Annotated in this window: 22 protein-coding genes and 1 pseudogene; 19 read left to right on the plus strand and 4 right to left on the minus strand. The window is 53.8% G+C overall.

The window, feature by feature from the left end; genetic code table 11:
• Positions 1-376, plus strand: a pseudogene (locus tag ACAN56_RS29925) (hypothetical protein); the annotation flags it as partial.
• A gap of 616 nt (positions 377-992) precedes the next feature.
• Here the strand turns inward: ACAN56_RS29925 and ACAN56_RS29930 are convergent.
• Both ACAN56_RS29930 and ACAN56_RS29935 read right to left on the minus strand, forming a co-directional pair.
• The gene (locus ACAN56_RS29930) at positions 993-1799 is read right to left on the minus strand and encodes a Cof-type HAD-IIB family hydrolase (protein WP_379147455.1); all 807 of its coding nucleotides are present in this window, start codon (positions 1797-1799) and stop codon (positions 993-995) included.
• A 92-nt stretch (positions 1800-1891) separates the two neighbouring features.
• Positions 1892-2815, minus strand: coding sequence for a DMT family transporter (locus ACAN56_RS29935; RefSeq protein WP_038587142.1), 924 nt, complete (start codon positions 2813-2815; stop codon positions 1892-1894).
• Between the two features lie 241 nt (positions 2816-3056).
• Here ACAN56_RS29935 and ACAN56_RS29940 point away from each other — a divergent pair, with 241 nt between their 5' ends.
• From ACAN56_RS29940 to ACAN56_RS29955, 4 genes are all read left to right on the plus strand, one after another.
• A complete protein-coding gene (locus tag ACAN56_RS29940; RefSeq protein WP_038587143.1) occupies positions 3057-3770 on the plus strand; it encodes a metal-dependent hydrolase in 714 nt (237 codons plus the stop codon).
• Between the two features lie 160 nt (positions 3771-3930).
• Positions 3931-4506: a TetR/AcrR family transcriptional regulator gene (locus ACAN56_RS29945; RefSeq protein WP_038587146.1), complete on the plus strand. Its 576-nt coding sequence runs from the start codon at positions 3931-3933 to the stop codon at positions 4504-4506.
• 21 nt (positions 4507-4527) lie between these two features.
• Positions 4528-5475: an ABC transporter ATP-binding protein gene (locus ACAN56_RS29950; RefSeq protein WP_038587149.1), complete on the plus strand. Its 948-nt coding sequence runs from the start codon at positions 4528-4530 to the stop codon at positions 5473-5475.
• Positions 5472-6614, plus strand: a complete 1143-nt coding sequence (locus ACAN56_RS29955; protein ID WP_379147459.1) for an ABC transporter permease — start codon at positions 5472-5474, stop codon at positions 6612-6614. Before ACAN56_RS29950 ends, ACAN56_RS29955 begins: the two co-directional genes overlap by 4 nt.
• A 202-nt stretch (positions 6615-6816) precedes the next feature.
• Here the strand turns inward: ACAN56_RS29955 and lplA are convergent, their stop codons facing one another.
• Positions 6817-7818: a lipoate--protein ligase gene (lplA, locus tag ACAN56_RS29960; RefSeq protein WP_038587155.1), complete on the minus strand. Its 1002-nt coding sequence runs from the start codon at positions 7816-7818 to the stop codon at positions 6817-6819.
• Between the two features lie 224 nt (positions 7819-8042).
• On the opposite strand from lplA, the gene cobD reads away from it, so the two are divergent.
• The 13 genes from cobD to ACAN56_RS30025 all read left to right on the plus strand — a co-directional run bounded on the left by cobD (position 8043) and on the right by ACAN56_RS30025 (position 21824).
• Positions 8043-9137 carry a threonine-phosphate decarboxylase CobD gene (cobD, locus tag ACAN56_RS29965; protein WP_379147559.1) on the plus strand — a complete coding sequence of 365 codons (1095 nt, stop codon included), beginning with the start codon at positions 8043-8045 and terminating at the stop codon, positions 9135-9137.
• An 842-nt stretch (positions 9138-9979) separates the two neighbouring features.
• Positions 9980-10936: an adenosylcobinamide amidohydrolase gene (locus tag ACAN56_RS29970; protein WP_379147462.1), complete on the plus strand. Its 957-nt coding sequence runs from the start codon at positions 9980-9982 to the stop codon at positions 10934-10936.
• A gap of 37 nt (positions 10937-10973) precedes the next feature.
• Complete coding sequence (gene cbiB / locus ACAN56_RS29975) at positions 10974-11933, plus strand: adenosylcobinamide-phosphate synthase CbiB (RefSeq protein ID WP_379147464.1); 960 nt, start codon at positions 10974-10976, stop codon at positions 11931-11933.
• Positions 11934-11982: 49 nt separating this feature from the next.
• The gene (locus tag ACAN56_RS29980) at positions 11983-12219 is read left to right on the plus strand and encodes a hypothetical protein (RefSeq protein ID WP_379147466.1); all 237 of its coding nucleotides are present in this window, start codon (positions 11983-11985) and stop codon (positions 12217-12219) included.
• A 59-nt stretch (positions 12220-12278) separates the two neighbouring features.
• Positions 12279-12989 carry a histidine phosphatase family protein gene (locus tag ACAN56_RS29985; protein WP_379147468.1) on the plus strand — a complete coding sequence of 237 codons (711 nt, stop codon included), beginning with the start codon at positions 12279-12281 and terminating at the stop codon, positions 12987-12989.
• A gap of 285 nt (positions 12990-13274) precedes the next feature.
• Complete coding sequence (locus ACAN56_RS29990) at positions 13275-14729, plus strand: aminotransferase-like domain-containing protein (protein ID WP_379147470.1); 1455 nt, start codon at positions 13275-13277, stop codon at positions 14727-14729.
• Positions 14730-14744: 15 nt separating this feature from the next.
• The gene (locus ACAN56_RS29995) at positions 14745-15734 is read left to right on the plus strand and encodes a D-alanine--D-alanine ligase (protein WP_379147472.1); all 990 of its coding nucleotides are present in this window, start codon (positions 14745-14747) and stop codon (positions 15732-15734) included.
• Positions 15727-16911, plus strand: a complete 1185-nt coding sequence (locus ACAN56_RS30000; RefSeq protein ID WP_379147474.1) for an aminotransferase class I/II-fold pyridoxal phosphate-dependent enzyme — start codon at positions 15727-15729, stop codon at positions 16909-16911. Before ACAN56_RS29995 ends, ACAN56_RS30000 begins: the two co-directional genes overlap by 8 nt.
• Positions 16912-17236: 325 nt before the next feature.
• Positions 17237-18298: a nicotinate-nucleotide--dimethylbenzimidazole phosphoribosyltransferase gene (cobT, locus tag ACAN56_RS30005; protein ID WP_379147476.1), complete on the plus strand. Its 1062-nt coding sequence runs from the start codon at positions 17237-17239 to the stop codon at positions 18296-18298.
• Positions 18295-18843: a bifunctional adenosylcobinamide kinase/adenosylcobinamide-phosphate guanylyltransferase gene (gene cobU / locus ACAN56_RS30010; RefSeq protein ID WP_038587167.1), complete on the plus strand. Its 549-nt coding sequence runs from the start codon at positions 18295-18297 to the stop codon at positions 18841-18843. The genes cobT and cobU overlap by 4 nt, the downstream gene beginning before the upstream one ends.
• On the plus strand, positions 18840-19652 hold the full coding sequence (cobS, locus tag ACAN56_RS30015) for an adenosylcobinamide-GDP ribazoletransferase (protein WP_379147479.1): 813 nt from the start codon (positions 18840-18842) through the stop codon (positions 19650-19652). Before cobU ends, cobS begins: the two co-directional genes overlap by 4 nt.
• A gap of 100 nt (positions 19653-19752) precedes the next feature.
• Positions 19753-21495, plus strand: a complete 1743-nt coding sequence (locus ACAN56_RS30020) for a cobyric acid synthase (RefSeq protein WP_379147481.1) — start codon at positions 19753-19755, stop codon at positions 21493-21495.
• 2 nt (positions 21496-21497) lie between these two features.
• Complete coding sequence (locus ACAN56_RS30025) at positions 21498-21824, plus strand: YnfA family protein (RefSeq protein WP_076112675.1); 327 nt, start codon at positions 21498-21500, stop codon at positions 21822-21824.
• A 112-nt stretch (positions 21825-21936) separates the two neighbouring features.
• Here the strand turns inward: ACAN56_RS30025 and ACAN56_RS30030 are convergent, their stop codons facing one another.
• Positions 21937-23625, minus strand: a complete 1689-nt coding sequence (locus ACAN56_RS30030; protein ID WP_038587176.1) for a methyl-accepting chemotaxis protein — start codon at positions 23623-23625, stop codon at positions 21937-21939.
• Positions 23626-24013: 388 nt separating this feature from the next.
• On the opposite strand from ACAN56_RS30030, the gene ACAN56_RS30035 reads away from it, so the two are divergent.
• On the plus strand, positions 24014-24739 hold the full coding sequence (locus ACAN56_RS30035; protein WP_038587178.1) for a queuosine precursor transporter: 726 nt from the start codon (positions 24014-24016) through the stop codon (positions 24737-24739).
• Positions 24740-24762 lie beyond the last annotated feature (23 nt).

Genomic DNA, 24762 nt, shown 5'->3' on the forward strand with positions numbered 1-24762 from the left:
CGGTCCGTTCGCGGAGCGTCCACCCAAGCGAAAACATACATCTTACTCCAAAACCAAGGGGCTGTCCCAAGCAGCCATTTCATGGCTTTTGGGACAGCCCCATTTGTGTCCGGCAGGCATAGGAAAGCTGATGAACAACAAAACAACAATCGTCATCGCCCACCGGCTCTCGACGGTCCAGAACGCCGATGTCATCCTGGTGATGGAGAACGGAAAAATTGTGGAGCGCGGCAGTCATGATGAGCTGCTTGCGGCTGAGGGGCGTTACCATGGACTCTACCACTCCCAGCTGGAGCTGGAAGAGGGAGATGGTCTGGAGGACTGGAGCGCAGCGCAGGAGCTCACTGGCGGCGGGGAGCGGGAGCTGACGGGGTAGAGGCCATATGACAGGTGCGGAGCGTAGGTGTGCTGGTGAGGTAAAAGCGATGATGATAGGCGCGGAGCCAATAGACTTCCCGGAATGCTGCTAGCTGTGCCACGCTAGACAACAAAAGGGTGCTTAGTCACGGTCTACAGACCCGGGACTAAGCACCCTTTTGCATAATGGCCAGGGCGGAGAATTAATATGCGATATACAGTAGCGTCAATGCGGCCCTGAGCAACAGAACGCGTACTATTAATTAGTTGAGTAAGCAGCAGTCAGGTAATGAGCGGTTCATCATACAGACTGAGCGATCTGCTTATTCGTAATTGCGGTTAACTGTATTTCATACAACTATATCTTTACTCTTCGGTAGCAATTGGGGAATAGTTGCACTTTGTACAATTAAATAGGCGGGTTCCGGCTGAAAAGCAGGTTTTCGTCTTTTTTAATTGCACGGAATACAACTATTTCTCAAAATCAATCGTTTTTGCCCCAAATAGTTGCAGCAAATACATTTAAGCAGGGGGTTACTTATGCGATCTTCAATCGCACACTTCAAAATCCCGGTTCCCGCCGAATCATCCGCATTCCCCATCATTACAGCACACCACCTAAGGTTTACCTCAGCTTAAGCTTCTACGTTATTCAGAATAAATTTATCGATAGCGAACTTAACACCGTCTTCGTTATTGCTGAGTGTAATGAAATCAGCGATTTCCTTCAGCGCAGGAATGGAATTGGCCATAGCGACGCCGAGGCCGGCAGCTTCCAGCATTTCGTGGTCGTTCCAGGAATCTCCCACAGCAATGGTTTCGGACAGCTCGCAGCCGAAGTGGGCCGCAAGGAACTCAAGCGCCAGGCCTTTGGTGCCTTCATGATGCATGATTTCCAGGAAATGCGGCTTCGACTTCGTGATGTGGACGGAATCGCCCAGCAGCTCACGCAGAATTGGCGACAGTTCGTCCAGGAATGCGGGATCGTCGATGATGAGCATTTTTGGCGTTTTTTGCGGAACGAGCTTTTCCCAATCCGGCTCAATATAGTATTGAGTTCCGTTCAGCGCGGAGTAATCAATCAGCTTCTGGTTCTCTTCGCGGGCATACAGCTTGTCGTCAATATAAGTCTGCAGGTGCAGGTCATGCTCCACACAGTAGGTGAACAGCCTGCGTACGGCATCCTGCGGGACATAACGCTCGTACAGTACTTTTTCATCCATCAGGTTCTTCACCAATGCGCCTTGATAGGTGATGATTGGCACATTCAGTCCCGTTTGACGGGCGATGGCCTGTGCTGAAGCATAAGCGCGACCGGTAGCCAGAGTTACGACAACGCCTGCGGCAACGGCCTGTTCCAGTGCGGTTTGTGTTGCGGGAGTTACTTCTTTCTCATCATTGATCAGGGTGTCGTCAATATCGATAGCAATCAATTTGTACATGTGTGTGGTTCTCTCCTTAGTTTTATCTATTTGTATTTGTATTTCCGGCTTGTGGTGATGGGTTTGTACTGCTGTTCAGTCCTGCTTCAGGCTCAGTTTCTATCCTGCTGCAGAACTCCGTTCCTGGCCGGTTCAGGGCTGAGCTCCGCCATTAGCATGGCCGCAAGGATGCAGAGGCAGCCGAAACCAGCGGAGATGCCTAGTGTCTCACCGCCGAAGGCAAGGCCGGTCAAGACGGCGAATACCGGCTCCGTAGCGTAAATGATGGCTACCCGTGACGGGGTGGTGTACTTTTGGCAGGCGGTCTGAATCCAGAAGGCAAACGCGCTCGTCGGGCCAATGGATATCAGCAGTGCCCACAGCACATCCGGTTTCAGGATCAGCGCTCCGCTGTGAGCCAGCGGTGCGGTTCCGTCCACAAGGAGCGAAGCCACAATGCTGAACAGTCCGACAAAAGCGAGCTGCAGCGTCGCCAGCGGCAGCGCCGGATAACGCGGAGCATACACGCCAGTATAGGCAACCTGCAGCGCAAAGGCGACAGCACAGAGCAGAATCAGGCCGTCGCCTTTATTCAGGGAAAATGCCGAGCCGGTAAAGGTCAGCAGATAAAGTCCCGCCACCGCCAGGATTGCACTAAACCAGGTATAACGGGATATAGCGTGTTTCAGCAGCGCCAAGGACAGGAAGGGGACAAGCACCACCGACAGACCGGTAATGAATCCGGTGTTGGAAGTGGTCGTGTACAGCAGGCCCATCGTCTGGAAGCCATAGCCCATAAACAAAAAAAGGCCGAGCAGCAGGGAGTGGCCCACCATGCGCCAGCTTAGCTTTTTCCATTCATGGCGGTAAAAAACAGCGGTAATCAGCGCCAGCAGCAGAGCGGCACCCGTAAACCGGATACTGTTAAAAGCGAGAGGCGGCAGCACTCTGACGGCATGCTGTACAATCAGAAACGTTGAGCCCCACATCAACGCTACCAGCAGCAGACTGAGATCGGCGATTCGGGAGCGGGTCACAGTGGTCATCCTTTCCTGGAATATAATAAGGGTTAGATAGAGTTCAGCTGCTGTATCAAGTTGTCCAAATTGTATCCTAAAACAGGGGGAAGGACAAGCCGAAACTGCGCAAAAGGCCAGCTGGTATAAGGAGTGAAGCTCAATCATTCAGGCCAGGCTGGACAAAAAATCCAGACCTTGGTATACTTCGATAACCGCACACTTGTTCTTATTTCGACAACTTAGAAAGGAGCGGTTCTCTATGATGGGCAAATCCCATTTAGTAATCAGCACCGGGGTTACCCTCTCTGTTATGAATCTGCTCGGCTATGAAATCACGATTCCGGCGATCGCCGTGGCGGCAGTTAGCGCACTGCTCCCCGATATCGATGAGCCGAATTCATTGCTGGTGCGCAAGGCGATTCCCGAATTCCTGCTGCGCATCCTGCAGGTGGCTCTGATCGGAGCAGCGGTGTATCTCTATTTTGCCGAGGTTGCAGCTCCGCCCTGGAATATCGCCCTGGCGCTGCTGGTGGGCAGCGTGTCCTTCCTGCCGGGCAGGAGGCTGCGGCATCTCGTCATGCTGCTGATTGCGCTGGCACTGTTCGCGTTCGCGGACGATTACGACCCGTGGAACTACATTGCCGCCTGCGTGCTGGTCGTGTCCTCCGTGGTCCCGCACCGCGGGCTGACACATACGCTCTACGCAGTGGCCGGGTGGGGAGCGCTGCTCTATTTTGCCTCCCTGGAAATGAATGACGGCGGCAGCCTGTGGATTGCCGGAGGCCTGTCCTATGCGCTGCATCTGCTGGCGGATTCGTTGACTCAGCGCGGAATTACCCCGCTGCCTCCGATCCCCTTCAAGCTTCGGCTTAAGCTGATGAGCACCGGCACGAAGAAGGGCGATGCAGTAGAGAATCTCTGTATCGTGTTTACGCTTGTACTGGTCATTTATGCATTTGTACTCACCCCTTGAGACGGGCGAAGCCCCCTCTGGGGCACTGAAGGCTTTCCGCTGCTTGCAGCGGGGAGCCTTTTTTCTCGTCCTTCTTGAGCAAGATGTTAATTAATTCACAGATATCACCAATAGTCCTTGTTATATTGAACATACCGACGGTCGGAATGGAGAACGGAATATGACAAAAAAACAGTTAAAGGAACATAGAGTGGAGTCTCTGCTCATGGCAGCCGTAGAAGAGTTTCTCGAAAAGGGCTATGATGGCGCATCTGTAGATGCTATAGCCAAGCGGGCCGGTGTCAGCAAAGGCGGCTTTTATCATCATTTTCCCAATAAGGAAGTCCTCCTGATGGAGGCGAATCAGAAGCTTTCGGAGCCAATCATGGAAATGGCAGAAAAGGCTTACTCGAATAGCAGTGTTATGGATGGATTAAGACAATATATTAAAGAATATCTGAACTATTGGGCAAGCAGGCCACGAGAATTGAGCTTTTTTTTCTTATCGATGTCAAAGGCTTTGCAAGCTCCGGCCCTTATGGAGTATTACAGAGAATATGTAAATCAAAGCACCGCGTTCTTTGTAGGGATGTTTCAAAAAGCAGTGGAATCCGGAGAGACTGATCTTAGGGACCCTGAAGCCTATGGGATCTCCTTGATGGGGGCACTCGATGGGGTTGTTTCTTATGCGATGATTCATCCTGAGGAGGATATTGAGCTTCTGGTTGAACGGTTTGAACAGGTCTGGCTGAAATAAACGAAAGGAGTAATCCAATGTATGGAGCATGAGAACTTTCTTTCTGTAGAAGGATTAAGCAAAACATATGGTGAACTGCCCGCAGTAGACAATGTAAGCTTTTCGGTTCGTAAGGGAGAGGTATTCGGGTTGCTTGGACCCAATGGTGCCGGTAAGACGACTACCATAAGAATGCTGTGCGGTCTTCTCAAAGTGGATTCAGGCCGTATTACTGTAAATGGAATCTCCATGTCTTCCGGCTATGAGCGTGTAAAAGGGATGATTGGGCTGTGTCCGCAGGAAATCGTCATCTGGGAGCTGCTTACCTGCCTTGAACAATTGAAATTTGCCGGTATGGCCTACGGGCTAAGTTCCAGAGCAGCCGGTAATAAGGCAGAAAGCCTGCTGCAATCGCTTGGACTTTGGGAGAAAAGAAATAAGCTTGCCAAGACGCTGTCAGGCGGAATGCAAAGAAGACTCAATATCGCGCTGGCACTTGTCCATGACCCGAAGCTGATTATTTTGGATGAACCTCAGGCAGGGCTTGATCCCCAGAGCAGAATACTCGTACGTGACTTCATCAGACAGCTGGCACAAGAAAAAACGGTGATCCTCACTACACATGACATGGATGAAGCCGATAGACTTTCAGACAGGGTGGCCATCATGGACCATGGGAAGGTGCTTTTGATAGACACTCCTGAGAAGCTCAAGGCAAAATCCGGGGAGGGAGAACTTCTGCAGATACGGGTAAATGGGGTAAGCGCAGATTTGGCCCATCAAGTCCTGAAGTCAATGCCGGATGAATGTACAGAGCGAACCTATTCGGATGGATTATTTTTGCTGGGGGCGGGTGGAGTTCTTGAGCTTATTCCGAAGGTGAACCAGAGATTGCAAGCTTTTAACATACATATAGAGGATATGACGATCCGCAAGCGGACGCTTGAGGATGCATTTATTGCTGTGACTGGAAGGGGGCTGCGGGAATGAGACTGGCGGCTTCGGTTACCAAATCCTTTAAGGAAAACATAAGGGATTGGAAAGTTCTCGCGATGGTTTTGATGTTCTCTCCGTTCTTTTTAGTACTGATGAACCTTTTTTACGGGGGAGGGCCTACCACCTATCATTTAGGCGTTCTGAATTTGGATTCAGGCCACGCGTCCATCGAATTAATCAGCAATCTGGAGAATATGAAGGGGCAGGGCAACTCGCAACTATTTAATGTAACCGGTTTCGGTGGCGAGGAGCCATTAAGGGCAAAGATTAAGGAAAAGGCCGTAGATATAGGAATCGTGATCCCAGAAGATTATTCTGACAAATTAGGCAGCAAGGCTGCCGGGAACAATGCAGACCCTGCTCAAATAAACTTTTATGGAAGTATGGGGAATATGCGATATCCGGTTGCTGCGGTATGGGTGGCAGATGCTGTAAGCAAACAGGGGATGGATGCAGCGAAAATAATATTGCCCGCAAGTATAAATGAAACTTTTCTGGAGAAAAAACAGCCGTTGAACGAATTTGAAGGTTATGTTCCGGGTTTAATCTCTTTGGCTGTTTTAATGATCCTGTTTACAGCCACAGCTTCCATTGTAAAGGAAAATGATAAGAAGACACTTATAAGGTTGAAGCTCAGCCGTCTTGGAGCCTTCAATTTCCTTGCCGGTATATGTATTACGCAAGCCATCGTAGCAGCAGGGGCCATTGTTCTGTCCTACTGGACGGCGCTTGGGTTAGGCTACAGACCGGCAGGAGGATTTGGCGCCATCCTTGTCGTTGGGATCCTGTCGAGCTTCTCCATGGTTGCTATAAGCTTAGTGGTAGCAAGCTTCCTGAATACCGTTTTTGATGTTTTAACTGTCGGCTGTTTTCCTTTCTTTATTCTAATGTTTTTTTCAGGTAGTATGTTCCCCCTGACGAAGATGAATATATTTACAATCCACGGGCATTCCTTTGGGATCACAGATTTATTGCCGCTTACGCATACCGCCAATGCTTTTAATCACATTTTGAACGATGGAGCAGGCTTACATGAGGTATGGTTTGATTTCATAATGATTGCGCTGCTCACCGTAATATATTTTGTAACAGGACTTTTGCTGTACCAGAAGCGCAAGCTTTCCAAAGCATAGCTGAATGTGAAGAGAGGAAGGAACGGCGCTGGAAACCGCTGTTTCATTAAAAAACCAGTCAGACTCCGGTTAATGGAGATTGGCTGGTTCTTGTTCAAATATAAGAATTTAAATGTTTCACACGATAACTTATCCTTCTATTTCTCGCTGAAACGGTACCGTCCTTAAAAAGGACGGCAAAGCCGTTTCCACTTGCGAAAAGCTATTCTTCCAGGAAAATAAGCCCGATAAAGTCCTCCGGCTCAATGCGGCCGAAATAATGCTTCAGATCGAGCCCGGACAGAGCGTCTCTGACCTCAGCTTGTTCATAACGTTTGCCGCGCAGTGCGTTCTCTACGTCTGCCACATCGCCGACGCCGAAGAAGTCACCGTAAATTTTGATCTCTTGAATAATGGAGTCTTCAATATCCATGCGGATATCGACAAGTCCTGCCGGGAATTTGCGGGTATGCTTCACATTGCTTTTCGGCGACAGGCCGTAGTTCCAATCCCAGTTCTGGTAATGCTCCTTGGAAATTTCATTGATCCGCACCCAGTCGTCCATGGTCAGCTTGTACTGTGGAACCTCGGAAGGCTCCATGCCAAAGATGGAACGCAGCAGGCCTTCGCGGAATTCCTCAATCGTCATTTCAGTGCCGAGCAGCTCCTTAATGTTGGCCACACGGCTGCGCACGGATTTGGTGCTCTTGGATTTAAATTTCTCCGGATTGACATTGAGCGAAGCCTGCACATCATCCAAATTGAGGTTGAACATCAAGGTTCCATGGCTGAACATACGTCCGCGTGTGGAGAATTGGGCATTTCCGGAAATTTTTTGCTCGCCGACCTGAAGGTCATTGCGACCGCTAAGCTCGGCATTTACACCCATGGACTGCAGATAGTCGATGACCGGCTGGGTGAATTTAAGAAAGTTATGGAACGACTGTCCGTCGTCTTTGGTAATGAAGCTGAAGTTGAGATTGCCGAGGTCATGATAGACAGCCCCGCCGCCGGACAACCGCCGGACGACCTGGATGTTGTTGTCTTTTACATACTCCTGGTTGATCTCTTCAATCGTATTCTGGTGTTTGCCGATGATGATAGACGGACTGTTGATATAAAAGAGCAGATAGCTTTCGTCCATCGGCAGGTTTTTAAGCGCAAACTCTTCAATCGCCAGATTAATCGATGCGTCTGTGATTCCTGTGTTATCGATAAAAAGCATAGTGTATTCCTCCGCTTAGGCATGATTAACTACTGCATTTATTCTAAACTAAAAGCTTGCATTTCACAAAATAGAAAACATTCTTCATATAAGCAGCCGTGTGTGCTGAAGTGCCCAACTGCGCATTCCCTGATACCGGGGCATTGACGTACTCTTGGCAAAGGGGCAATAATTGGGTCAATGAAGAACATACCCGCGAGGAAGATCAGAGGGAGTGCAGAACTATGCTTGAAAAATATGGCCACGGCGGTGATTTGCTGACAGCAGCGGAACTCTATGGGGTAGGGGACGGCCTGTTTCTTGATTTCAGCGCCAATATTAACCCGCTGGGCCCGCCGCCCGGCGTGCTTGAACTGCTGGGTGATTCCAGGCAAGCCGTCACGGCTTATCCCGATCCCGGGCACCGCCGATTAAAGTCGCTGATGGCGGAGAGTCTTGAAGTGGACAGCGGCTGGATTACGGTGGGCAACGGGGCAGCAGAGTCAATGGCGCTGCTACTGCTGGCTGCAGCACCGCGCAAGGTGGGGATCATTGAGCCTTGCTTCTCCGAGTACCGCCAGCTTGCGGAGCAGTTCGGTGCAGAGGTCTTGTCCGTTCAGGGTACGAAGGAACAGGAATACCGGGCCGGTGTGCAGAGCATTGCCGGACTGCTGGAGCAGGTCGATCTGCTGTTCCTCGGCCAGCCGAACAATCCGAACGGCGTCCAGTATTCGCTGGACGACCTCCGGCTGCTGGCACGCAAGGCGGAGCGCTGCGGGGCCATTCTTGCGGTCGATGAAGCGTTCATCGACTTCATTCCCGGGGAGCGGCGGCAATCTTTGCTGCCGGAGCTGGCGGAGTACCGTCAGACGGTGCTGATCCGCTCGATGACGAAGTTCTATGCCATCCCGGGGCTGCGCCTGGGATTCACGGTCGCGCATCCCGAGCTTGCGGCGGCAATGACCGCCAAGCAGGTGACGTGGAGCGTGAACGGCCTGGCGCTGCTGGCCGGGGAAGCTTGCCTGCGCAGCGGGCAAGCCTATGAAGCGAACACCCGCGAGTTAATCGCGGAGGAGCGGGAGGTGCTGCGGCAGGGGCTGCTGCACCTCGGCTGTGCTGTGCCGCCGGGCGAGGCCAACTTCCTGCTCGCCGGCCTGCCTGCGCCATGGAGCGCGCAGGAAATGCAGGCCAGGCTGGGCCGCAGCGGCATCCTGGTGCGCAGCTGCGCCATGTATGCCGGCCTGGGGCACGGCCATATCCGCGTCGCGGTCCGGGGGCGCGACGACAATGCCCGGCTGCTCCGGCAGATGGCGGAGATTATGCAGGGGGAATTTTTATGATCGGCTGAGCTGCATCTTAGACAGATATATGTTGGAGGCATAAGCTGCGAACATTATGAATCTGCGAAGATTAGCAGAGGGGGCAGTCATAGCGATCCGAGCTGCAACTATTTGTAATGTGCTTGCAGATCTGCTGGCTGTAGAAGCGAATATGAGTGTGATGAGATTAAGGAATAGATGTATTTTCTGCAACTATCAGGTGCGGCTGCAGGGTAGTTTGAGAGTTACTTGTATTTTGTGCAATTAAGAGTAGCTGAAATGGACATTTCTGCTGAAACCGGGCTTTTTAGATGTACGGAGTGCAACTAAATCAAATTCCCTCCTGAAATGAGTGTTTTTAGTTGTACAGAATGCAGTTATCTCTATAGCTGAGGATGAGAAGAGGCAGGTTAGAGGAGAAGAAGTAGGTTAGAGGGGAAGAAGTACGTTAGCTGAGAAGAGGTAGGTTAGAGGGGAAGAAGTATTTTAGTTGAAAAGAAGTACGTTAGAGGTGAAGAGGTATGTCAGCTGAGATATTGTTTGTTAGTAGAGAAAAGGTTTGTTAGAGAGCTAAGGTTATTTTTATAAAAGTCATAGTGATCTGGCTGCCCTTCTATACTTAGCAGGAATCCAACGTTGATGAAAGTCTTATGTTATTCACTCCTTGTGCGGCAAGGTTTAGGGAGATCGGCTGGATGGCACGCTTCTTCTTACCTGTTTTTTGAGTACAATTACAGTAGGAGTTACGGAGCCGCAGTAAGCTATGAACAAGGAGCTGAAGTGTGAACGAGGTTGAAACTGCGAACAAGGCTGATGCTGTGCATAGAGTTTGGAAAAGAACTGTGAGGGGAGACGGATAGAAGATGGATGAAGTGAAAATCCCTTTTAATCTTACCGGCGGGGGAACTGTGTACCTGAGCAGGGTATGGCCGGGGCTTGTGCTGGAATGGAAGGAAGGACATCTGCTGCTGGAGTTCCCGGCTGAGGCGGATGGGATTTCGAGTGCGGTGTACGGCGGGGGAATGGGGCGTCTACAGCGGGCCGTCAACCAATTTGTCAGTCGTGATTACGAGTGCAGCGATCCTGTGCGGGATATGGAGCTTAAATTGCGCGAATGGGGGTACCCGCAAGAAGGCTGTGCGGGCCTTATGACTGCTGTGCCGCTGGAGCACGCAGCTGTGATAGAAGAAGATACCGGCTCGGCAGGCATCTTCTGCTGTGTGACGGCCGCTTCGGGCAATGCCGCGCGCGCCGGGGTGGAGCGCCCCGTGCTGGCGGCTTACCGCCCCGGCACGATCAATATTATGCTCGGCATTGACGGACGGCTGACTCCGGCGGCGATGGTCAATGCTGTAATGACGGCAGCCGAAGCCAAAGCTGCCGCCCTGGCCGATCTCGGCGTCACTGATCCCGAGAACGGCCTGATTGCAACCGGCACAACCACGGATGCGATTGTGCTTGCGGTGAGCCAAAGCGGGCGCTACGGCGCGGAGCATGTCTATGCAGGAACAGCGACTGATCTTGGCGGCGCCATTGGCCGGCTGGTGTATGCCGCTGTTACCGGCAGCCTGCAGTCGGTGAAATCTGTGCAGCCGGCGCATTCTGTGCAGCCAGCCAAGGTGGAACAATTGGCTGAACCAGTAATATCGGCTCAAACAGATCAAGTTGTGCAGGACGATTCCAAGGCGCAAGCCATCCAAAGCGCCCCCATGGCTCAAGCTGTGCCACTTGCTCCACTGGCTCAAACTGTGTCATCCGCTCGACAGACCCAAGCTGTGCCATCTGCTCAACAGGAGCAGGCTAGGACGAGTGGGCAATGAGCAGTCAATTCCTGATAACCCGGCGGGGTGAGCGCCCGTGAGTCTTGCGTTAATATTGCTGGCAGCCTATGTGCTGGACCTGATCGTAGGCGATCCAAGGAGTCTTCCCCATCCGGTAGTGTATATGGGGAAGGCGATCTCTGTGATCGAGCGGCTGATCCGCCGCTTTGTCTCGCAGCCGCGGAGTCTGAAGCGGGCCGGGATCCTGCTGCCGCTGCTGGTGGCGGGCGGAGCCTGGGGGTTGACAGCACTCCTCGTCGGACTGCTGTCCTGGGTATCTCCCTGGCTCGGCTGGGCAGCCGGGGCTTGGCTGCTCTCCACAACGGTTGCCGCCAAAGGATTGAAGGAGGCAGGGCTTGCCGTATATGTCGAGCTGCGCAAGGGTGATCATCCCGCAGCGCGCAGGGCGCTGGGGATGATCGTCGGCCGCGATACGGCTGGGCTGGACAGCCCGGAGATTGTCCGCGGCACTGTGGAAACCGTAGCGGAGAATATCGTCGATGCGATTATTTCCCCTCTGTTCTTCGCCCTGCTGGGCGGTGCACCGCTGGCCATGGCTTACCGTGCAGTGAACACGCTGGATTCCATGGTCGGCTACAAGAACGACAAATACCGCGACCTCGGCTGGGCATCCGCCCGGCTCGATGATGTGGTCAATTACATACCGGCGCGAATCACTGCGCTGTTGTTAACCTTATGCGCCTGGCTGCTGCGGCTGGATTGGCGGGGCTGCTGGCGCACCGTACTTCGCGATGCCCGCCTTCATCCCAGTCCGAACAGCGGCTACCCGGAGTCGGCAGTTGCCGGAGCACTGGGCATTCGGCTGGGAGGCGAAAATGTCTATCACGGCATCACTTCGTTCCGGGCTTACATGGGGGACCCGCTGCGTGCTATGGAACCGGAGGATATTATTGTGACCTCCCGGCTGATGCTGCTCTCTTCGGCAATATTCGTCTGCTTCTGCGCAGCATTGGCATGGATTTGGATCGGAGGCTGAGCGGCGAGCATGACAGATCTAACACATGGACATGGACAAGAGCATGAGCATGAGCATGAGCATGTGCGCGAACAAGAGCAAGGGCAAGAACAAAGGCAAGGGCAAGAACAAAGGCAAGGGCAAGAACAAAGGCAAGGGCAAGAACAAAGGCAAGAGCAAGAACAAAGGCAAGAGCAAGAACAAAGGCAAGAGCAAGAACAAAGGCAAGGGCAAGAACAAAGGCAAGAGCAAGAGCAAAAGCAAGAACAACAGCAAAGGCAAAAGCACGGAAAAGAGTCAAAACTAAAACAAGTGCTAGAGCAGGAGATAAGGAAAGAGCCAAGGCCGAGGGATGAGAAAGCACTGGTGCTGGCTCCAAAACTGGATCAAGTACTGCCCAAAGTACTCAAGCTCCAGTTAGTTCTTCTCCGCCATGGCCATACACAGTGGAATAAGGAATGCCGTTATCTGGGGAGCACAGATCTTCCTCTGCTGCCCGGAGCACAGGAGGAGTTGACTGCGCTCAGGGAGCAGCCTGAACTGCGCGGAGATTTCTGGCGGGTATATTGCAGCGATTTGCGCAGATGCCGGGAGACATTGGCTTGCATCGCACCAGGTCTTGAGGCGTCGGCCCTTTATGATTCCCGTTTGCGTGAGATGAGCTTCGGCGCGTGGGAGGGCTGTACTTATGAGCAGCTGCAGAATAATCTCGATTATCGAAGCTGGATTGATGATCCTGCCGAAGTCACGCCGCCTGACGGGGAATCCTGGGAGGCGTTCGAAGCGCGGCTGGACTCGTTTTTAAAGGAACTAAGGCAGTCAGCCGAAGCAAGCGGGGATGAGGCTGAATTAAGCCTGCTCCCTGAAGACAGTACCGTCCAAACTGCCGCTCCGGACCACCACCCTAGTGAAGAGCCGCTGCATTTGCGTGTGCTGCTGGTGACCCACGGCGGTGTAATCCGCCAGCTGCTGGCACGGGCTTTGGAGGACGTGACTTTTCGTACTGCCGCCGCTCCGCCGCCTGGAACGGTGGCAGTACTTACACTGGTACGGAGCGGAGGCAAGTGGCAGTGGTAATCCTTTTTCAATAGACCGTTCAGCCTAAGACAAGTGTAAGCACTAGAAGGAATCCCATAATGCAGGCGTTGATTAGTCCGTGTGCCGTGTATACAGCTGGGAAGCTGTGGGTCTGCAGAGACTCGGTGCCCAGAAAAGTACCCACATTATGTAATTAAAAAGCTATATCACCGCGGGACGCATGGGTTATCCCGTCATAGAACCACACCGGAAGAAAATCCCGGGGTTGTGGTTCTTTTTTTACGCTGGCGACTGTGCCATGATAGCTATGGGGGCGATTGAAGCATGTTTAAGGATTTCAAGCTCATTGCCGGACGTCCGGTATATATTCAGGTGAAGGATTATTTGAAGCATCTCATTCTAAAAGGCGCCCTCCAAGGCGGCCAGAAGCTTCCGTCGACACGCGAGCTCAGCACACTGCTGAAAGTCAGCCGCAATTCGATTATTTCCGCTTATGCGGGGCTTACGGATGACGGCTTTGCGTATACGGTGCAGGGTCAAGGAAGTTATGTTTCGCTTGCTGCCTCTACTGAGAGTGCAGCGGCCCCCTCCTGGACCGTGGACTGGAAAGAGCGGATGAACAGCCGCGCGCTGCTGGCGGAGGAACTGGATATAATGAAGCGCGGAATCCGCGCGGAGAAGGGCACGATTTCTTTTACCAGTATTGCGCCCGATGAGAGCCTGTTTGATCTGGATAATGTAAAGCGGGCCTTTCTGGACCGCATGTCCGTAGAGGGCAACGTTCTGCTGAACTATGGCTATGCCAAGGGGTATAAGCCTTTAATAGACTATTTGCGGCAATATATGGAGCATAAGGGCGTGGATATGCGCGGCAAGGATATGCTGATTACGAATGGTTTTACGGAAGGCTTCGATTTGGTGCTGTCCGCACTTGGCCAGAAGCACGGGCAGGTGCTATGCGAGAATCCGACCCATCATACGGCGATCAAAAATATGCGGCTGAATGGATTTGAAATCACTGGAGTAACCATGGAGCGGGACGGCATCCACCTCGGTGAACTGAAACGGGCGCTGGAGGAGCGGGAGTATGACTGCGCGTATTTTGTGCCTTCCTATCACAATCCTACCGGCATCGTCATGTCCCCCGAAAAAAGACAAGGGCTGATGAAGCTGATGGCGGAGTACAAGGTGCCGGTCATCGAGGACGGCTTCAACGAAGAGCTGCGCTATTCGGGTTCGCATGTGGCTCCGTTAATCGCGGCGGCGGGCGGCGGGAACAGCGTCGTCTATCTTGGCAGCTTCTCCAAGGTGTTGTTTCCCGGACTGCGTGTAGGCTGGGTGCTGGCTGATCAGGAGCTGATCTACTATCTGGAAAGTGTCAAAAGAGCCCGCAGTATTCATACTTCAACGCTGGATCAATCCATTCTGTATCAATATCTGCTCGGCGGCCATCTGGAAAAATACCTCAAACGAGCGCGAACGGAATATAAACGGAAATACGAGCTGACGCTGGAATGCTGCAAGGAGTATTTGCCGTATGTTGGGCTAAGCGGAGACGGCGGACTGCATCTTTTTGTAACATTTCCCGAAGGCTTTAGTACAAGAGAGCTGTTGGATGCCTGCCGTGAGCGGGGGGTTATTTTTACAGCGGGGGATATCTTCTTCACGAATGGAACAGGACAAAACACGCTGCGCCTGGGCTTCTCCAGGGTGGCTGACGGGGATATCCGCAGGGGAATCGAGATTATCGGCAGGGCAGCACGGCAACTACTGGGATGAAAAGGGGTTATGGGGATGATAAAAGTAGGCGTAATAATGGGCGGGGTTTCCTCTGAATATGAAGTGTCGCTGAATACCGGCAGAGAAATGCTGAAGCACCTGGACCGGAGCAAATATGAGGTTGTCCCGGTGGTTATTACAGAGCGTGAACAGCTGATCGGACAGGTAAAAGGTCTGGATTTTGCGCTGCTGGCCCTTCATGGAACCTATGGTGAGGATGGAACGGTTCAGGGGACGCTGGAGACGCTTGGCATCCCATATTCCGGAAGTGGCGTGCTGTCGAGTAGCCTGTGCATGGATAAACATCTGTCCAAAACAATTCTCCGCAGCAAAGGTGTTCCTACGCCTGACTGGCTGTGCTGGGACCGGACGGAGGATGTTGCGCCGGAAGCCGTGGAACGGCTCGGTTACCCGGTGATGGTGAAGCCGAACTCAGGCGGTTCCAGCATCGGGATGACCAAAGTGAATAGCTCGCAGGAGCTGCGGAGCGCGGTGGAGAAAGCTTTTGCCGCAGACCAGTCGGTACTCGTCGAATCGTATACCGAAGGTCAGGAGATTACCTGCCCGATCCTCGGCGGAACCCTGCTGCCCGTTATCGGCATCCATGCGCTGGGCGCGGACTGGTTCGATTACAGCTCCAAATATGAGCAGGGCGGAGCCGACGAACGGGTAATTCAGCTGCCTGCCGAGATCCTGGAGCGGGTGCAAGCGGCGGCGCTGGCCTGTTATCGTGCGCTGAAATGCTCGGTATATGCACGGGTGGATATGCTGCTGAAGAATGGGAATCCCTACGTACTTGAGGTCAATACGCTGCCGGGAATGACCGAAACGAGCCTGCTGCCCAAAAGCGCACTTGCGGCCGGATTCACCTTCAGCAGCCTGCTGGATGAGATTATCGCGGGTTCTCTGAAGGAACGGCGAGCGAATCAGGCAGTCCAAGTAACGCAAGAGGTAACGGAGACGAAGATGGAAGAAGAAAGGCAAGAGGTAGCAGGTCATGCTTAAGGAGAACCGCAAGATGGCAGAGGATTGGATAGCTCCCCGTGTGCGGGAGATTGCGCCTTCGGGCATCCGGGCTTTTTTTGATCTCACTGCCGGTAACAACGATATTATATCACTGGGCGTAGGTGAACCGGATTTCGCTACACCTGAGCATGTAAGAGCTGCCTGCGTCCGTGCTTTGAACCGCGGGGAAACGATGTACACCCCGAATGCCGGATTGCTTGAGCTTAGAGAAGAGATCGCCCAATATCTGGGGAGCAGCTTTGGACTGCAGTATCATCCTGCGGACGAGATCATGGTTACGGTGGGCAGCAGCGAAGCCCTTGATCTGGCACTGCGCGCTTTCACGGCTCCGGGTGATGAGATCATCATTCCTTCTCCCAGCTATATTGCTTATTCGCCGATTGCCCACTTAAACGGAGGGACGCTGGTTGAGGTGGAAGCTACGGCAGAGCAGGGCTTCAAGCTTACAGCGGAAGCGCTGCGTAAGGCCATCACCCCACGCTCGAAGCTGCTGGTAGTGAATTTTCCGAATAATCCTACGGGAGCGGTCATGTCCTATGAGGACTGGCTGCCGATTGCAGAAGTTGTAAAAGAGCATAATCTGCTCGTGCTTTCGGATGAAATCTATGCGGAGCTTACCTATGACAGCACTCATGTTAGTATCGCTTCGCTCCCCGGCATGCAGGAGCGGACGATAGTGATCAGCGGCTTCTCGAAGGCATTCGCCATGACCGGCTGGCGTGTCGGTTATGTCTGCGGGAATCATGAGCTGCTGGCAGCGATGCTGAAGATTCATCAGTATACCGCGATGTGTGCGCCGGTGCTGGGCCAGATTGCCGCGATCGAATCCCTGCGTAGCGGGCTGCCCGACAAAGACCGGATGAAGGCATGCTTCCGGCAGCGCAGAACCCTGTTTGTGGAGGGCCTCAGAACCATCGGACTTCACTGCCATCAGCCGCAGGGTGCGTTCTATGCCTTCCCGTCCATCGCTCATACCGGACTGAAATCGGAGGAATTTGCTTTGCGCCTCCTGCGGGAGGCTGGAGTCGCCGCAGTTCCGGGACATGTGTTCGGAAGCGGTGGCGAGGGGCATATCCGCTGCTCCTATTCGACATCCACAGAGAGGCTGACCGAAGCGCTGGAGCGGATGGAAGGGTTTATGAAAGTAAGAATATGAATGTAAACGAAAATGCAAGTGTGAATGCAAGCGTGAATGCAAATGATCATACGTGTAAAGAAATTCTCCACAAGACAGTATTAAAGCTCTGCAACCGGAAGCAGCGGTATAGACAGCTTTCCAAGTGCATGAAGGTAAAAATGTAATTGTATGATCCTGCTATATCACCTATAATCCTTAAGGAAGAAATAGGGGTATGCACTAAAATAGTTCGCGGCAGCAGCAGTGGCAGCACAAAGCCCCCTTCTTTGGAGAAGGGGGCTTTGTGCCGTGGAGCTACGGTTATTTAAATAGAGTTGTAATAGAAGAAACAGGAGGAGTAACTATGATTTCAGCTTTAGAAGAAGTGATTGGGCGGATTGTCCCCGCCGATGAACAAGCGATACTGCGCGCCGAGGACCGGCTGAACAGCCTGACCAAGCCGCCGGGAAGCCTTGGCCGGCTGGAGGCATTAGCCGTCCGGCTGGCGGGAATCTCCGGTGTGGAACAGCCAAGCTACGGCAAACGCACCGTAGTGGTCATGGCTGCAGACCACGGTGTCTGCAGTGAGGGAGTCAGCGCATTTCCGCAGGAGGTTACGGTGCAGATGGCCCATAATTTCCTCGGCGGCGGCGCAGCGGTGAATGTGCTGGCCCGCCAAGGCGGGGCAGAGGTGAAGCTGGTGGATATCGGGATAGGCGGTGACCTGAGCCATCCGGAGCTGATTGACCGCAAGGTGCGGCGTGGAACCTGCAATATGGCGCAGGGACCGGCGATGAGCCGGGAGGAAGCGCTGAGAGCCATTTTGGCCGGAGTGAGCGTGGCGGAGGAAGCGGTGAAGAGTGGAACGGAGATACTTATCACCGGCGAAATGGGCATCGGCAATACGACAGCCAGCGCTGCGGTGCTGTGTGCACTGGAAGGCATCCCGGCAGAGACCGCTGTAGGCCGGGGGACTGGCATTGACGATGAGCGGCTGCGCCATAAAATCGCAGTGGTGGAGCGGGCGCTGCAGATCAATGCACCGGATACGGACGATGCTATCGACGTGTTAGCTAAGGTAGGTGGTCTTGAAATCGCCGGTCTGGCCGGGCTTATTCTGGGTGCAGCCGCTGCACGGGTTCCCGTTGTGCTTGACGGCTTCATCTCCGGCGCCGCAGCGCTTGCAGCCAAAGCACTTGCACCGGAGTCCATCCATTATATGATTGCCTCCCATGTCTCAGGGGAGCAGGGGCATAAGCTGATGCTGGAGCGGCTGGGGCTGGAAGCACTGCTCGACCTTGGGCTGCGTCTTGGCGAAGGAACAGGGGGTGCCCTCTGCCTTCATCTGATTGAGGCGGTGTGCCGGATTATGCGCGAAATGGCCACCTTCGAAAGCGCAGGGGTATCCGGGGCGGAGAACCGATGAGCATCCTTGTAACAGGCGGCGCGCGCAGCGGCAAAAGCAGCTTTGCCGAACGCCTGACACTGTCGCTGGCCGGTCAGGCTTTCTATGTGGCGACCGGGCAAGCGTTCGATGAAGAGATGAAGGCGCGGATTGCCCTGCACCGGCAGCAGCGCGAAGAAAGCGGCGGCCAGTGGGAGACGCTGGAGGAGCCGCTGGATTTGCCGGCTCTGCTGGAGCGTCTCTCCGGGGGAAAGGCGGTGCTTGTAGACTGCCTGACCCTGTGGCTCTCCAATGTGCTGCTGGCCGTGGAAGGGCAGGCGGACAGACAAGAGCGGATGGAGCAGGAAATCGCCAGGCTGGAGCACAGTGTGGCGTCTTTCCAGGGGACGCTCGTTCTGGTTACGAACGAGGTTGGCGACGGCATCGTGCCGGAATATGCACTGGGACGGCTGTACCGTGATCTCGCCGGACGGATGAATGCGCTGCTGGCCCGGCAGTGCCAGCAGGTCTTTCTCGTCACTGCCGGAATACCGGTTGAGCTGAAAAGCAGGGAGTATCTGCTATGAGCGCGCGGGAGGATGCTGCTGCCGCTTTTCAGTTCCTGTCGCGTTTTCCGGTAAAGGGCGGCGGCGACTTTTCCCGTGAATTGCTGCGGCGCAGCGTGGTCTATTATCCGCTTGTCGGCGCGGCGATCGGGGGGAGTGCTGCGCTATGCGCTGCTGCAGCGGCTTGGCTGCTGCCGGCTTGGCCTGCCGCTGTAATCACCCTCATCCTGTGGGTAGGGCTGACCGGCGGGCTGCACCTGGACGGCTGGATGGACAGCGCCGACGCACTGCTCAGCTACCGCTCGCGGGAGCGGATGCTGGAGATCATGAAGGACAGCCGCGTAGGAGCGATGGGCGTCCTGGCCTGCGTGCTGCTATTGCTGCTGAAGGCCGCCTTGCTGGCGGCATTTATTGAAGGCGGCACCTTCTACGAGCTGCCGCTGCTGTTATTGCCGCCGGTCTGGAGCCGCTGGTATATGGTGCGGGCGATGGCCCGCTATCCTGTTGCCCGCGGCAATGAGGGGTTGGCAGCCAGCTTCGCAGAGCTGCAGCCCCGGCAGGAGCGGCGCGCGCTGCTCACCGCCGCGCTGCTCTCACTGGCCGCTGCCGCTGCGCCACTTGCGCTCGGCGCGGCAAGCGGCACCTGGCCGCAGCATCTGGCGGCGGCCTGCCTTGCCCCGGTGGCCGCAGTGCTCTGCGGCCACCTCGCGGCGCGGCGGATCAGCAGCCGGCTCGGCGGGCTCACCGGCGATGTATACGGCGCGCTGAACGAGCTGCTGGAGGTAGCGCTGCTGCTCCTGCTGGTGCTGCTGCAGCACAACCTGATGTAGCCGGAAGGCTCTGCGGAGAGCTGCATTTCCGGCGTATGCTAGAACAAGAACAACTGCTTCGCCAGTACTCCGGCAGCAGGAAGAAAGCGGGGAGAAGAGCATGAAGAACCAAGCGGACACACAAGAGAAGAAACAGCGGGCGGCCGTGCTGATGATGCAGGGAACGGCTTCGGATGTCGGCAAGAGCCTCGTTACTGCAGCCATCGGGCGGATTATGACACAGGACGGCTACCGGACGGCGCCCTTCAAGTCGCAGAATATGGCGCTGAATTCCTATGTCACCGTGGACGGAAAAGAAATCGGGCGTGCCCAGGGCATGCAGGCCGAAGCATTCGGCATTACGGCTACCAGCGACATGAATCCGATTCTGCTGAAGCCATCGGGCGAGATGAGCGCGCAAATCGTCGTCCATGGCGTACCGCACACGGCGCTGAGCGCGCGGGAATACCGCGAGAAGTTTCTGCCGGAAGCCAAAGGGACGGTGCTGGACGCGCTGGATCGTTTGCGGTCAGCTTATGATATCGTGCTGATGGAAGGGGCGGGAAGTCCGGCCGAGATCAACCTGAAGGCGCGGGATATCGTTAATATGAATCTCGCAGGCTGGGCGGATGCGCCGGTGCTGCTGATCGCAGACATTGACAGAGGTGGCGTATTCGCCTTTCTGGTTGGTACACTCGAACTCTTGGAGCCGCATGAGCGGGCGCGTGTCAAAGGCTTCATTATCAATAAATTCCGCGGAGATCTGTCCTTGCTGCAGCCCGGTCTGGATTGGCTGGAGCAGCGCACCGGGATCCCGGTGCTTGGTGTGCTGCCGTTTCTGCCGCAGCTGCGGATAGAGGCGGAGGATTCCGTAGTACTGGAAGGGACTTCGGGCCGTATGCAGCCCGGCAGCGCGAAGGAGCTGGATATTGCGGTCATCCGCTACCCGAGAATATCGAACTTCACCGACTTCGATCCGCTGGAGGACGAGCCGGATACCGCCGTGCGTNTAGTACTGGAAGGGACTTCGGGCCGTATGCAGCCCGGCAGCGCGAAGGAGCTGGATATTGCGGTCATCCGCTACCCGAGAATATCGAACTTCACCGACTTCGATCCGCTGGAGGACGAGCCGGATACCGCCGTGCGTTATGTGACCTCCGTAGAGGAGCTGGGCACACCGGATGCCATCATTCTGCCGGGCACGAAGAATACGGCGGCAGACCTGAATTATTTGCGGGAGCAGGGCTTCCCTGAAGCAATAACGGATGCGCTGGAGCACGGAACACTGCAGCTTACCGGGATTTGCGGAGGTTACCAGATGCTGGGGCGGAAGCTGCTCGATCCGCATGCTGTTGAAAATGCGGAGCCGGGGGATAGTGACGGGCTGGGCTATCTGCCCCTGTCCACGGAATTTCTGCCGCATAAGACGACGGTGCGTGTGAGCGGCACGCTGGCTGGTAATCATCCGCTGCAATTATGCGGCCTTGACCCCGGAGCGGCTGAGGAAATTACTGTTGCCGGATATGAGATTCATATGGGTACCACGACAAAACATGAAGGTGCAGGCGTCAGAAGCCTGTTCCACCTGACGGGACCGGATGGGGAGACGTTGCCTGAAGGTTGGGGTACGCCGGACGGCAAAATATGGGGAACTTATCTGCATGGTTTGTTTCATAATGATAGCCTGCGCAGAGCCTGGCTTGACGGAATACGGCAGGCCAAAGGTCTTGCCCCGCTGGCCAGGACCTTCTCGTCGGCAGCGCTCCGCGAGCAGGAATTCGACCGCCTGGCAGATGCCGTAAGAGCCAGCCTTGATATGGAGGCAGTTTACAGAATAATGGGTCTTCCCGGAGAAGAGGGGTAAGAATGGTGCTGGCGGTTCTGCTGTTTATTGTTGCCGGTCTGGCTGAAATCGGCGGCGGTTATTTGATCTGGCTGTGGCTGCGGGAGTCGCGGCCGCTCTGGTACGGCCTCGTTGGTGCACTAATTCTGATTGCGTACGGCATCATCCCCACCTTGCAGAAGTTCCCTTCTTTCGGCAGGGTGTACGCCGCCTATGGCGGTGTGTTCATCGTGCTTGCCGTTCTTTGGGGCTGGCTGGTGGACAAGAAGACACCGGATCTGTATGACTGGATCGGTGCAGGTATTTGTGTGATTGGGGTATCGGTTATCCTGTGGGCACCGAGACACTGATCTGGAGGGGAAGAGCGTTATTAAATTGCAGCGCAATCTAACAAAAAGGCAGTCCAAGCTTTGATAAGCTGTGGACTGCCTTTTGATATGGTTCGAAAGAAGCGGGTTCTCTTTAAATCTTGAACTGTTTCACAGCTTCCTGCAGCTTCACCGCTTGTTCATGCAGATGCTCCACAGTCAGGGAGTGGCCATCCAGCTCCTCATGCTGCCGTGAGGAGTTCTCCGCAAGCAATTCTGCACTGGCTTGCGATTTGCCGGTGATTTGTGCGGTTTCCTCCACCGAGGCGCTTACTTCTTCGGTGCCGGCCGAAATCTGCTGGGTGGCGGCAGATACGGACTGAATGCTGTGATTGATGCTTTGAATAAGAATAAGCAGTTGATTAAAGGCATTGCCGGCTTCCACCGCTTTGCCTACGCCCGAGGCTACTTCCGAGTTCACATGATTCATTTCTTCCACCGAACGGTTCATATCCTCCTGCAGGCTAAGCAGGAAGTCGCGGATCTGCTCATTGGATTCCTTGGACTGTTCGGACAACTTGCGGACTTCTCCGGCTACAACAGCAAAACCGCGGCCATGCTCGCCTGCGCGTGCCGCTTCAATGGAAGCATTCAGCGACAGCATCTGAATCTGCTTGGTTATTTCGGTGATGCCCTGGACAACCCCGCCAATCATCAGGGAACGTTCATTCATGATGCGGAACTGCTCCAGCGACTTCTGAGAGGCATGCTCCACCTGACGCATTTGCTGTACGGCACTCTGGGCAACCTCATTGCCGCCCATAGCTTCCGCTGCAGCTTCACTGATCTGCTCGGTGACTTCACCGGCTGCGGATGCGATATGCTGAATGCCGAAATTGATTTCTTCCATGGCTCTGGAGTTCTCCAGTGCGCTGCTGGCAATAGTTGTACTGCCTTTGCCGATCTCCGTAACGGATAGCGCCGAACGCTCGGCCATTTCGCCCAGCACTTCAACACGCGCTTTCAGATCATTGGCATCGGCGACGACACTGCCTGAAGTATCGAGCACCTGCCCGATCATTTCCTTAAGCCGTTGTCCCATACTTTGGAAGCTCACCGACAACTGGCCGACCTCATCGTTGCCCTTGATAACCAGATTCTGCGTGAAATCACCGGCAGCGAGCTTATTGCTATAAGCGGTAAGCTGAGAGAGCGGCCGTGTGATTTTCCGGCTCATAAAGGTCGCGGCGGCGGTTCCAATGATCAGCGACAGCAGTGTAATTCCTATACTTGCCCAAACGATGCTGTTTATCTTGTCTTCAACAAAACCAACGTCAGAACTTACTCCGATGACCATCTTGCTGCCAGGAACACTGACATAGGCGGTCTTATGTATACCGTGACTGTCACTATAGATTTCACTAAGCCCCGTTTTTCCTTTAGCGGCTTGTTCCATAGCGGGCAATACCTTAAGGCTTTCTTCAGCCTTCAGCTTTGAGCCGTGATCTGCGGCCAGTACGGTGGCCTTTCCATCTTTCATTTCGATGAGGAAAATGGTCTCCACATCATGCAGCTTTCTTTTTTCCTGGAAATAGTATTCGACATTCGTGGTGGCCTGTGCACTCTTACTCAGGGTCTGCTGGGCGTGGGTTGCGTTCAAATTCTTGTAGACATCCTGAGCGGCCCCGGTCAGAAGCTTGTTAATTTGCGGCATTACGTAGCCGTCGATGGTACTCATTGATATAAAGTAGAAGCTGATACTTAACACAAGAGATGTGAGCAATAGGACGACAAACAACAAAAGTGTAAATTTGCGGCTGATTGAATTCTTAAAGCGTGACATATCCATTCTCTCCTTTTCTATTTGAATGCATCGATCCCATGCCAACGCTTATAAGCGGGCACACAGCTATATACTCCATTGATGTTGGTCATATATCAGGCTATCGTTCCGGGGATATGATTGATAACTATTCTATAGAATTAACCTCCGGTTGAATAGTGAAAAAATTGAATTATAACGCATATTTTCAGAAAAATATGAATAATTGTCGAATGAACCATTTATTTACCGAAAATAAGTGACAACATTCTTCTTTTCTGAAAATTTAAAATTCTCATAGAATGTTAGCTTTTTATATGGTAGAGTATTAATGTTTTGTTCCAATAAACAAAATATCCGCGGTTCGTAACCATCCCGCGTAACCAAAACTAGGAGGAAGTATAGAAAAATGTTTAATTTGTTGTGGGGAATTTTGTTCGTTATTGTCAACTTCGGCCTATTTCTGCTCTGTTACCGTCTCTTTGGTAAAAAGGGGCTGTATGCCTGGGTTGGAGTTGCTACGGTCATCGCCAATATTCAAGTGGCCAAGACGATTGCCATGCCGCTGGACATCGTGATGACGCTGGGCAATACGATGTATGTAACGCTGTATATGACCAGCGATTTGCTTAATGAACGGTACGGGCGGAAGGAAGCGCGCAATGCCGTATGGTTCGGCTTTTTCACCCTGCTGATGACTACGGTGATTATGCAGATGGCGCTGGTGTTCAAACCGCAGGGAGATCCCATTTTCCAGACCTCGCTGGAAACGATCTTTGGACTGATGCCGCGTCTGGCGCTGGGAAGCCTTGCTGCCTATTTCATCAGCCAGTTCCTCGACGTGCGCCTGTATTCGTGGATCCGCAAATACTACAGCACCTCGCGCCAGCTTTGGATCCGCTCCAACGGCAGTACGATGATCAGCTCATTTGTTGATACGCTGATTTTTTGCACCATTGCGTTTGCCGGCAGATTCGATATACAGGTGTGGATCGAAATTTTGCTGACTACCTACGTAGTGAAATTCCTGCTGACCGGTGCAGGCACGCCAATCCTTTACATTGCCCGCTCCTTTAAGTTTGCTGAAGAGGAAGAGCCGGCCCTGAAGGATGCGGAAAGCCGCAGCATTTCATAGATTGTGACCATAAAAAAAGCAGT

Origin of the sequence: Paenibacillus paludis (genome assembly GCF_042610515.1) — a bacterium.
In the GTDB taxonomy this organism is placed as follows: domain Bacteria; phylum Bacillota; class Bacilli; order Paenibacillales; family Paenibacillaceae; genus Paenibacillus_AQ.